Genomic DNA, 4,824 nt, shown 5'->3' with positions numbered 1-4,824 from the left:
TGACTGCGATTGAAATGGCTGACTTACTGCGTCAACTAGGAAACGGGTCGCGATAACATGGCGTCCCGCCACAAAGCCCGGGAACGCGCTCTGCAGATTCTGTTCCAATGGGATCAGCGCAAGCATCCGATAAACGAATCGATCGAAGGCTTCTATGTGTCTCTTGGGCGTGAAGATGATCAGGCCCGCGTGCCGGCTGACCCGTTCATGGAGTTTCTGGTGCGCGGCACGGTCCACAACGCTCCGCAAATAGATACTCTGATTCAGAAGCATGCCGAGCACTGGCGTATTGAGCGCATGCCGGCGGTCGACCGCAATGTACTCCGGCTGGCAGTATATGAGTTACTGAATACGGACACTCCCCCCGCGGTATTGATTGATGAAGCGCTTGAGCTTGCACGCAGGTTCTCAGGCGAGGAGTCTGTGCACTTTGTGAACGGAGTGCTGGATGCCGTGCATCGCGACCAGGTCCGGCCCGCAGCTAGTAACTAGCCTCGGTCAACGCCCGGGCTAACTCAATCGCCTCGCGATCTCCGGAGGGCAGTAGGGGTCCAAGCGGTGTCCCGATGTAAACAATTCCGCCCCGCCCGATCTTTTTTCGAACCGCGATCGGCATGCCTCCGGCTCTGGCAATTACGTCATTACCGTCGGCTTCGATAGGTGTCGCTCCGCCAAAATGACGAACCATGCAACAAACCGGCCATTCATAAGTGACGTACAAGTCTTTCAGATCCTGTGACGCTACATGAAGCCCAATTTGCAATCCGAACAACTCTCGCATAAAGCGGCGGTGATAAGCAGACTCGGAAGGAGTCGCGAAGCTAAGGCCGCTCTCGATCAGTAACCATCTGCCCTCGCCGACGGCATCAGCCAGGAAATAGCCTTCTCGATCCCTTAGATTGCGCAGTCCAGCTACGATAGAGCATCCCTTCAGGGACTTACCCGTCGTCGTCGCGAGTACTTGACTGTACCCGAGCGCCGACTCCGTCGCCAGCAAATGGTCCTCATGGGCAATGTGCAATCGCGGAGCTGACCCAGTTCGCGAGAGCAGAGAAAACTGTGAAGCAGCGAATACAAAGCCCGCACCTTGAAGAAGCGAGCGGCGCGTCATAGACGATTCTCGATCAGACGGCTCATCGCGGCCGACGTGTCGTAAAACTGCTGATCGGGCGCGAACTTATAAGTTCTTTCCATCTCCGCTATGAGCCAGCTATCGTAATTGACTTTCTTTAGAGCCCCTCTGATAGCTTTCCAATCGTTATCGCCGAGGAAGATGTTCGTGTACACGCTTTCCTGCCCGCATCGGCCGCGATGCCTGAGCACATCCTTCAAGTGAATCCGGGTAATCCGCGGACCATGTATCTCGATCCACTGTTCGGCGAAGCCTGTGTCGTGGATGTTGCCGACGTCCAGATGTATGCCGACCCATGGGCTATTAACATCGTCAAGAAACAATGCGAACTCCCGCGCACTGAGTAGAAACCGTTGTTCCGAGCAACAATTCTCGACGCCTATCCTAACCTTTGCGGCCGCCGCTTTCGGCGCCAGTTGCTGCATCGCATCTACGGTCCGCGCATACACTTCGTTGTAAGGATTTTCAGACGTAACCACTCCCGCGACGATCAGGATAGCGTCTGTCTGGAAGATCCGCGCGGCCTCCAGTTGCCGCTCGATATGCCGGACGGCAGCTTCGCGCAGGCGTGGATCGCGAGCCGAGACATTCTCATTCCAATCGAGAGTATTCGAGACGTTAGAGACGCTTAATCCCGCATCGCGAACTCTGGCGGCCAGGACCCGCAGTTCCGCATCAGTCGTCGTCATTTGGAACCATGGCTTTGCGCCAAGCCACAATTCGACGCCGTCGAAACCCGCATTTCGGATCAGTTCCAGTCCTAATTCGAGGCTCAAGGATTGCGGGATCAAACTGTCGCCAATCGACTTCTTCATAAGCTCCGTTGTACCTCAGATCGCGGACGTAAATCGAGAAGCAGCCAGGCGCTCGGGACTTCGTTTGTTGAAGTAAGGTATGGAAGAGTTATCGTTTGCGTTCAATCTTCGTCCTGGTGCGAAGAAAGACGCGCGAGCACACTTAGATCTTCGAGCGTAGTTACATCGCCGGATACCGAATTCGAAGTTACAATCTCGCGCAGCAGCCTTCGCATGATCTTGCCGCTGCGGGTTTTCGGCAAAGCTTCGGTAAACCGGATCTGCTCGGGCCGGGCGAAGGCGCCGATTTCCTTCGCAACCCACTGTTTCAGCTCACCGCCGAGTTGCTGCTCATCGTAATCGCCTTTCTTCAAGGTCACGAAGCAAGCTACCGATTGTCCGGTAATTTCGTGCGGTTTTCCGACTACGGCGGCTTCAGCAACCGCCGGATGGCGCACCAGCGCGGATTCGACTTCCATCGTGCTCAGGCGGTGGCCGCTGACGTTCATCACGTCATCCACGCGGCCCAGAATCCAGTAGTAACCGTCTTCATCGCGCCGCGCTGCGTCCCCTGTCATGTACGCGCCGGGCACTTTCTTAAAGTAATTGTCTTCGTAGCGCTGGGGATCATTCCACAGCGTGCGGAACATACTCGGCCAAGGGTGACGAAGTACCAGATAGCCTTCCTGATTAGCGCCGAGCGGCTTACCCTGTAAGTCGACCAAGTCCGCTTCGACCCCGGGCAGAGGCAGCGTGCCCGAGCCGGGCTTCAAAGACGTGGCCCCAGGCATCGGCGCAATCATGATCGCTCCGGTCTCGGTTTGCCACCAGGTGTCTACGATCGGGCAGCGCTCGCCCCCGATCACACGGTAATACCAGTCCCAGGCGGCGGGATTGATCGGCTCGCCTACCGACCCGAGCAGACGCAGACTGGAAAGATCATGCCCGGCCGGCCACTGGTCACCTTGCTTTAAGAACGAGCGAATCGCGGTAGGAGAAGTATAGAAGATATTGACGCGGTACTTATCGATAAGCCGCCAAAATCGATCGGGTTGCGGAAAATCCGGCGCGCCTTCGTACATCAGGCAGGTGGCGCCCGCGGATAAAGGACCATACACCAGGTAACTATGGCCAGTTACCCACCCTACGTCCGCTGTACACCAATAGATATCCTCATCGCGCAGGTCGAACACCCACTTCATGGTTAGGGTAGTCTCGAGCAGATAGCCGCCGGTTGAGTGTACGATGCCTTTGGGCTTACCCGTGGTTCCCGAGGTATAGAGTACGAAGAGGGGCGCTTCGGAGTCCATGGGCTCGGCGGGACAGACTTCCCCCTCCTCGCGCCCGAGATGGTCCCACCAGTGATCGCGGCCTTCCCGCATCGAGGTTTCGGAGCCGGTCCGTTTGAGCACAATCACATTTTGGACGGACTCGCACTCCGTAAGAGCTTCATCCACCGCAGGTTTGAGTTTGATCTCGCGGCCGCGGCGGTAACCTCCGTCGGCAGTGATGACGACCTGTGCTTCCAGGTCCTGAATGCGTGTCTTGAGAGCCTCGGCTGAGAAACCGCCGAAAACTACGCTATGAATGATTCCGAGGCGCGCGCACGCGAGTAATGCCACTGGAAGTTCAGGCACCATCGGCATGTAGATGATGGCTCGGTCGCCGGCTTTTAACCCGCGAGATTTGAGTACGTTGGCGAAACGGCACACAAGGCGATGCAGTTCCTGATAACTGATCATGCGCGAGTCGCCCGGTTCGCCTTCCCAGATCAGCGCAACCTTGTTGCGGCGCCATGTTTCGAGGTGCCGGTCGATGCAGTTGTATGAGGCGTTCAGCTTGCCGCCCATGAACCAGCGGACCTGCGGCGGCTGCCAGTCGAACACGGTAGTCCATTTCTCAAACCAGGCGAGTTCGCGCTCGGCCATTTCGCCCCAGAACTCGGCGGGTTGATTCAGCGACCGCTGATACAAGCTGCGGTATTGGTCCATGCTCCCGATGTGGGCACGGGCGGCGAACTCAGCGGAAGGCGGATAGATCTCGTTCGGCATCGAGATGATCGTACCAGTGTGGAGTCAATTCGAAGAATCGCCGCACGAACTCCAGTGACGCGGCGTGTGAGTTCGCGGTTCCGTGTCGCGCTCTAAACGTCGGCGGGCATGCGTTCGTCCAGCGTTTCCGCGAGGTTGTCAACTGCGGTAATTTCGCTAATTCGACAACTTCGGGGTCGCTCACCGCCTCCTCTATCCCGAGCCGGTTACAAATCATCCGCTGAGGTTACACACTTTTGTGATCTCTTTTTCGGCGAGTAGGTTGATCTGGAGATCGAGGTGGCTGCGGTGGTCAGCTCGCTGGCTCATCCGGTTTTGTCTGATTAGAACGAAGGTCGAAAGTAGAACGCCTTCGAGTGACACCAACATACAAAGAATAACGCGAATGATGACAAAGGGAATGCTGCCAACGAAATTAGCGATCGAATCCGACATGCGGTCGGACATCTTGCGTTCTTTCAGCGCTCGTTCTTCCAGGTGGATGACTGTATCGCTTGTCCATGCCCTAAGTATGGCGAGAACATTGTGTTCAGGTCTGTGATCGGGCCTACTTATTAGGTTCCGGCGCGGGCGACTCTATGCTGATGCCACCTTGGATGTCTCTCCGGAGCCGAATCGAACCGAGGTTGTTCAGACCCGGCTTGAGGACGACGGCAGTCTCGCAGATGCCTACGTATCCAGTCGAAGCGAAGCAGACATCGTATGCGCCGGCTTCTACGTTGGACAGCGTAAAGCTTCCTTTGTGGTCGGTGATCGCGGTGGCAATTACCTTCTTCCGGCCTGCAAACTTGACCGTGACTTGCGCGTTGAGAACCTTCCAGCCGGCGGCATCCTGGACGACTCCGGT

General features: G+C 56.7%; 6 protein-coding genes. 1 reads left to right on the top strand and 5 read right to left on the bottom strand.

The window, feature by feature from the left end; translation table 11 throughout:
• The first annotated feature begins 57 nt into the window (after nucleotides 1-57).
• Complete coding sequence (nusB, locus tag H1Y01_RS17815) at nucleotides 58-492, top strand: transcription antitermination factor NusB (protein WP_180541431.1); 435 nt, start codon at nucleotides 58-60, stop codon at nucleotides 490-492.
• Here the strand turns inward: nusB and H1Y01_RS17810 are convergent.
• From H1Y01_RS17810 to H1Y01_RS17790, 5 genes are all read right to left on the bottom strand, one after another.
• Nucleotides 482-1,021 (bottom strand): hypothetical protein, encoded by a 540-nt coding sequence (locus H1Y01_RS17810; protein WP_180541926.1) that lies wholly within the window; start codon nucleotides 1,019-1,021, stop codon nucleotides 482-484. The genes nusB and H1Y01_RS17810 overlap by 11 nt on opposite strands.
• Nucleotides 1,022-1,107: 86 nt before the next feature.
• Entirely contained in the window at nucleotides 1,108-1,947 is an 840-nt protein-coding gene (locus H1Y01_RS17805) for a sugar phosphate isomerase/epimerase family protein (protein WP_180541924.1), read from the bottom strand.
• A 101-nt stretch (nucleotides 1,948-2,048) separates the two neighbouring features.
• Nucleotides 2,049-3,977, bottom strand: a complete 1,929-nt coding sequence (gene acs / locus H1Y01_RS17800; protein WP_180541922.1) for an acetate--CoA ligase — start codon at nucleotides 3,975-3,977, stop codon at nucleotides 2,049-2,051.
• A gap of 213 nt (nucleotides 3,978-4,190) precedes the next feature.
• Complete coding sequence (locus H1Y01_RS20160) at nucleotides 4,191-4,346, bottom strand: DUF1003 domain-containing protein (RefSeq protein ID WP_367399802.1); 156 nt, start codon at nucleotides 4,344-4,346, stop codon at nucleotides 4,191-4,193.
• Between the two features lie 178 nt (nucleotides 4,347-4,524).
• The coding region (locus tag H1Y01_RS17790) for a carboxypeptidase-like regulatory domain-containing protein (protein WP_180541918.1) at nucleotides 4,525-4,824 on the bottom strand (300 nt) is incomplete at its 5' end.

The sequence above is a fragment of the Nevskia soli genome (genome assembly GCF_903970205.1).
Lineage (GTDB): Bacteria > Acidobacteriota > Terriglobia > Bryobacterales > Bryobacteraceae > Bog-113.
The sequence above is the reverse complement of the archived record's forward strand: the minus strand, read 5'-3'. Positions and strand labels throughout refer to the sequence as shown.